The sequence below is a fragment of the Microcoleus sp. bin48.metabat.b7b8b9.023 genome, assembly GCF_013299185.1.
Lineage (GTDB): Bacteria > Cyanobacteriota > Cyanobacteriia > Cyanobacteriales > Microcoleaceae > Microcoleus.
This window is the reverse complement of the sequence record NZ_JAAFKG010000118.1, coordinates 1-5,087: the sequence shown is the minus strand read 5'-3', so window position 1 is coordinate 5,087 and position 5,087 is coordinate 1. Positions and strand designations below refer to the sequence as shown.

The 5,087-nt window shown below is 47.3% G+C and carries 3 protein-coding genes and 2 pseudogenes; 1 reads left to right on the top strand and 4 read right to left on the bottom strand.

The genetic code is table 11. From position 1 onward, the window contains the following. The 4 genes and pseudogenes from QZW82_RS32020 to QZW82_RS32005 all read right to left on the bottom strand — a co-directional run. Positions 1–88, bottom strand: a pseudogene (locus QZW82_RS32020) (IS1 family transposase); the annotation flags it as partial. Between the two features lie 39 nt (positions 89–127). Continuing rightward, a pseudogene (gene iscB, locus QZW82_RS32015) lies at positions 128–955 on the bottom strand (RNA-guided endonuclease IscB); the annotation flags it as partial. A gap of 231 nt (positions 956–1,186) precedes the next feature. Continuing rightward, positions 1,187–1,471, bottom strand: a complete 285-nt coding sequence (locus tag QZW82_RS32010; RefSeq protein ID WP_293158378.1) for a VWA domain-containing protein — start codon at positions 1,469–1,471, stop codon at positions 1,187–1,189. Between the two features lie 294 nt (positions 1,472–1,765). Next, positions 1,766–2,752 (bottom strand): Npun_R2479 family HD domain-containing metalloprotein, encoded by a 987-nt coding sequence (locus QZW82_RS32005; RefSeq protein ID WP_293158375.1) that lies wholly within the window; start codon positions 2,750–2,752, stop codon positions 1,766–1,768. A 411-nt stretch (positions 2,753–3,163) separates the two neighbouring features. Here QZW82_RS32005 and QZW82_RS32000 point away from each other — a divergent pair, with 411 nt between their 5' ends. Beyond that, positions 3,164–4,915: an alpha/beta hydrolase gene (locus QZW82_RS32000; RefSeq protein WP_293158372.1), complete on the top strand. Its 1,752-nt coding sequence runs from the start codon at positions 3,164–3,166 to the stop codon at positions 4,913–4,915. Positions 4,916–5,087 lie beyond the last annotated feature (172 nt).

The window sequence follows — 5,087 nt, the reverse complement described above, 5'->3', positions numbered from 1 at the left end:
GACTGCATTGGACACAAATGTGATTTTGTTTTCCTTTCTTCTTGCCGTTTTTACGGATATGGGTTGATTTACATTCAGGGCATTGCATAAATTATTCCTCCTATTCATACTCTAACTCAGCAACGCCCAACGCCCATCGAGTCGAATTCACGGCAGCAGCGTCCTTGAGCGGACGTTTGGCTTGTGCAATAATGTGCTTCAAAATGTCAGGCTTCTTGGCTAAGAATTGTTCAATGTTTTGAGTGCCTTTCTTGAGATTGCATTTCTCACAAGCAAGGCAAAGGTTAGAAATTCGATTGCTTCCACCTTTGGCTTTGGGATGAATGTGCTCAACCTGCAAAGGTAGATTTTCAGTATTGCAGTAAGCGCATTTCCGGTTCCATTTGTCAAGCAAATATTGCCGAACTTCGTAACCCTGTAGTTCGCCTTGCTGGTATTCAATGCCTGAGATTTCAGGATTCTCTAATTGTTGCAAGTCAAATCTGACCAACTCTTGAACGATTAAACCGATAGGTGCAAGCCTGCGTAATTTATCGACCCAAGTCAGGGTTGTTTCTACACGGTGCTGCAAGGATGGTGCTAACCAACCTTTTTTGCGGGTGCGGTTGAAAAACCTTGCTTGGCGGTAGCGAGTATGACGGTTTCGCCTTCCTCGACGCAGTGAGCGACGAGATTCAAGACTTGCTTTAATAGCTTGACCGCGATGGGTTAACTCAGCACCAAAAATCACTTTCTCACCCTGCAATAATGCGATGCCTGTAGTTTTTGAACCTGGATCTAATTTGAGAGCGATCGATTTGACGGTTGCTGTTACTGCTTTTTTGAGAATAATGGTGAAAGGGAATCTTCTGAAGATTGCTGCTTTACCAGCAGTTAATAACTTACGAGCCATTGATGGCTTGCAAGGTGTGAGCGGTTTCTTGTTTGTATCAAGTACGAAAATAAAATTGGACATTGTTGTGTCCCTCCACTTGCGTGTAATGTTAGCTTCGCCAATGTTATAAGAGCTTGTTAGATCTGCAACACTGTCTCAGTGACTTTAAGACTGTTTAATTGCAGATGACAGAGCAAGGAACTAGCTTCGCATTCGCTTGGTGTCGTGACCCAAATAACGTAGTCAGTTAAGACTTAGGCTGGTCAACACAGCTTGCAATTTCTTACAAGCTCAGTCTATGAGAGAGCTGAGTTACTGACAACATTCTGGAGCATCGCCGCCGCCAGTAGGTTCGACATTTTCCACAAAATTGCAAATCTTGCCGACATCGCCCGACAAATCGAGGTGTTTAGTCACGTAGGTGCTCCCGGCGTCGCAATAGTCGCCATGAGCAATAATGCCAATGCGAATGCCAGGAATTTCATCAAGCAATCTTGTTACCGTTTCTTTGATTTTCCGACGAACTTGCGTCAAGCAAGGGTACATACTGCCAGTTGTATCAAAGCTAAAAACGACTTCAATGTTGTTGGTTGCCATGACCTGAATTTCCCTAAGGGACAACGATTTCTTGATTTTATTATAACTCAATACATTTTACTTAATCTTGTCCTACAAGAGCAAGGAAGCAGATGAGGTACGTTGTTGGGCTTGGGCCCTCTTTCCGAATATTATAAAGAGGGCTAAAGCCCAACAACGTACCTAATTTGTATTACGAATCTAGTAAACAGTATTGTATTATAGCTTAAATAAAAAGGAGCCAGCAAGTAGAAAATCTTAAAACTTTCTAATGATGACTCGCATCGATAAATCATGAATTATGCGAAAAAACTCTCACAAATTCAGGTCGGAAAAATCGCTAAACTTCTTGTTGTTATCCCCCCCGGACATGGAAGGTTGAAGATTGTCACCATCTTTTTCGCCATTCGAGTTGCCGTTAGCGCGGGACTTGAGCGAATCCTGAGAGTTCGGCTTGGTGAAAGCAAGCGGTTCAGCGTGTTCTACTTGAAACACGTTAGCGTATAGGTTGGCAATAATCTGTTTGCCACCCTGGGTTAATTCCAAGTAGTTCAAAGCTGCTGGAATGTATGGGAAAACTCCGTTCCAATAAAACTTGGCGTAATTTTGGCGCAAATCTCCCGGGGATTTGTAGCCCAAGATTTTATTAGTGCCGACTTCCTCAAATTCGTAGAATAGGGCGCTGATTTTGCGGAGGTAATTTGGGTCACTCAACTGACCGATCAAATCGGCGGCCCTGGCGAGTCCTGAATAGTTGTTTCTGTCTTGATGGGTTTCGCTAGCAGGAACTGGGAAGCGTGTCAACTCAATATTGCGCTTGATTTGTTCGGCATCAATTAATGTGTGGCCGCCGAAGCGTTCGTCAATTACGAGTTTTCCTCGATCGACATGATAAGGAGTTAGACTAGCAGAAGTGGCGCCGATCGCCACAGAAACCATGCCTCCATCAATACCAGTAGCATAGAGTCCCACAGATTCTTGGTCTTGGCGGCAAACACCTTTCACGTAGCCGATATCGTGGCACAGCAGCGAGATCAGGTAGTGCAGCCAATCTTCCGGTGACACACCTCCTTCGCGAATATGCTTGCCCCGGAGAATCTCTTGTCCCACCAAGGCCACGAGCATTGTGTGTTCCACATTGTGGTAAAGAGCATCGCAGTTAGCGATGTTTTCCAGAGCCATAGTCCCCGCCCAGGCGATAATTTCAGGGTAGTCAGGCTTGTACTTGCCGTAGGTGCGGCGGTAGCCGGCCTGTAGCTCTTGTACAAAAGCGTCAATCAGGATGGCAGTTGCATTGAACATGATAAATTCTCTCACTCAGGCTATAGTTGCAAACTCGATCGCAAATATCTGGGATAGCTGAAACAATAATCAATGGGCATTAGAATAGGTTTGACCCCTCGCCCAAAGACGGATACAAGCGCAGGCTTAAGTCCTAGATGCTCCCAAATTTTAGACCCAAGTTTCAGCTTCCAGATTCATCTGCCGAGTTAATCTCAAATCTCAACTCTCAACTCTCAAATCCATTCACCCCTCGGGGTTGAATTTTAAAGTTCAGCTAGTCTTGTTAGGTCAGAAAATTGCTCTTTTGGATATACTTCCCACGATAACCTAATTTCCCAAGTAAAAGATCGATTTTTTGGTATTAAGTATTAGTGAAACAATTTACATCGTTTCACCGACTAATTATTAGAAGTTCTAGGTGTTAAAGTTATGAACTGTCTGTTTCCGAGTCTCTCTACTGCGGCCATTCGCGCTCGGCGGTCGATCGCCCCAAAATACCTAGGATTGTTTGCATTCACGGCTGTTTGCACCGCTGCACCGGCCCTGGGAGCAGAACGAATCTATATAACTTACGGGCCGCTAGAAGTATCAGTGCCGATCGAATCCCTGACACTCTTTGCCAAAGAAGGCAAAATCGATTCAAACTTGGACGGCTTTGCTCAGTACGCCAAAGAATCACAGCTAGCGGAGATTCGCAACGGCTTGCAAGCGAAAGCAGAAATCAGCCACGTGACAATAGCCCAATTCCTCTACACGCCTCAAGGAGAAGTGCTGCTGGAACGCTTGGGGCGAGTAATTCAAACCAAAGCTCGGCAGCCCGGATTTTATGCCATCCGAGCAGCCCTAATTTTAGCTGCCTCAGATCCAGAAGGCATGACAATTCTCAACGTGCTGCGGAAATTCCCCACTTACGGCATCAGGATTGACATTGCACGCGGCTTGGGTATCGCCAACGAGCTGACATCGCTGATCAACCGTTCCAATCGGACGATCGCCGGAGTCGCCAAGTTGTCGGAAACACAAGCAGCCGAGGAGCCTGGGATACCGCCGGCCGAAATGCTACAGATCCAGGAAAAGGGCCCCTATAATTGGAAAAAATCATCGGTAACTCTGACAAGTCCAAATCGCGATCGTACCTTTGATATCGACATCTACCTGCCGCTCAAAAGTCCGCAACCGGCTCCTGTGGTAGTCATTTCTCACGGTTTAGGTTCCGATCGCATTTCCTACGAGTATTTAGCCAAACACCTAGCCTCCTACGGCTTTGCCGTCGCCGTCCCCGAACACCCCGGGAGCAACGCCCAACAAATCCAAGACCTAGTAACAGGCAGAGCCAGCGAAGTAGCAGAACCAGCAGAATTTGTCAACCGCCCCCTCGACATCAAAGACCTCCTCGATTATTTAACCCAACTTTCGACAAGCAATCCGGCCTACCGAGGACAGCTAGACTTGCAGCGAGTCGGCGTCATCGGCCAATCTTTCGGAGGCTATACGGCTTTAACATTAGCGGGAGCCGAGATTAACTTTGCACAGCTAGACAAAGACTGCAAGCTGGAAAATGAAACTTGGAACCTCTCGCTGCTGTTGCAGTGCCGCGCCCGCAGCCTAGAGCGCAACCAGTACAATTTCGGCGATCCGCGCGTCAAAGCTGCGATCGCCATTAACCCGATCGCCAGCAGCATTTTAGGAGAAACAAACCTCAGCAAAATCCAAATCCCAATCATGGTAATCGCAGGCACCGCCGATACCGTCGCCCCGGCTTTGCTCGAACAAATTCAACCCTTCACATGGCTGACATCGCCCAACAAATATCTGGTGCTGATGAACAACGGGACTCACTTTTCCACGATCGACCAATCCCCTCAAAGCGTCTTTTTGCCGCCAGCACAGGCGATCGGGCCCGAACCCGCCTTAGCCCGCCGCTACCTCAACGGACTTAGCCTAGCCTTCATGGAAAGCTATTTGAACAACAAATCAAAGTTCCGCCCGTATTTAGAGCCAAACTACGCCCTGGGCATCTCCCGAAACACTCTGGGACTGAGAATTTTGCGATCGCTCACCCCCCAGCAACTGCAACAGTTCAGCAGTGCTCCACCTCCTCGCAGCCCTGCACCTGCGATCGCTCCAGTTGCTGCACCTTCTCCAGTTGCTCCACCTCCGGTAGCTCCAGTTCCCCGTTAGGGTTAAGTGCGATCGAAGCGGTGCACTCTTTTTTCGGCTCTCGATCGTTTCATCAGCTTTCCTGATGACCCTCATCAGTTAAGCTGTCGTTACACCCCTTTACAAACCTTAACGATACCGTTAATAATAGAGACATCATCCGAACATTGAAAAACCAATAGCAATCATAAAC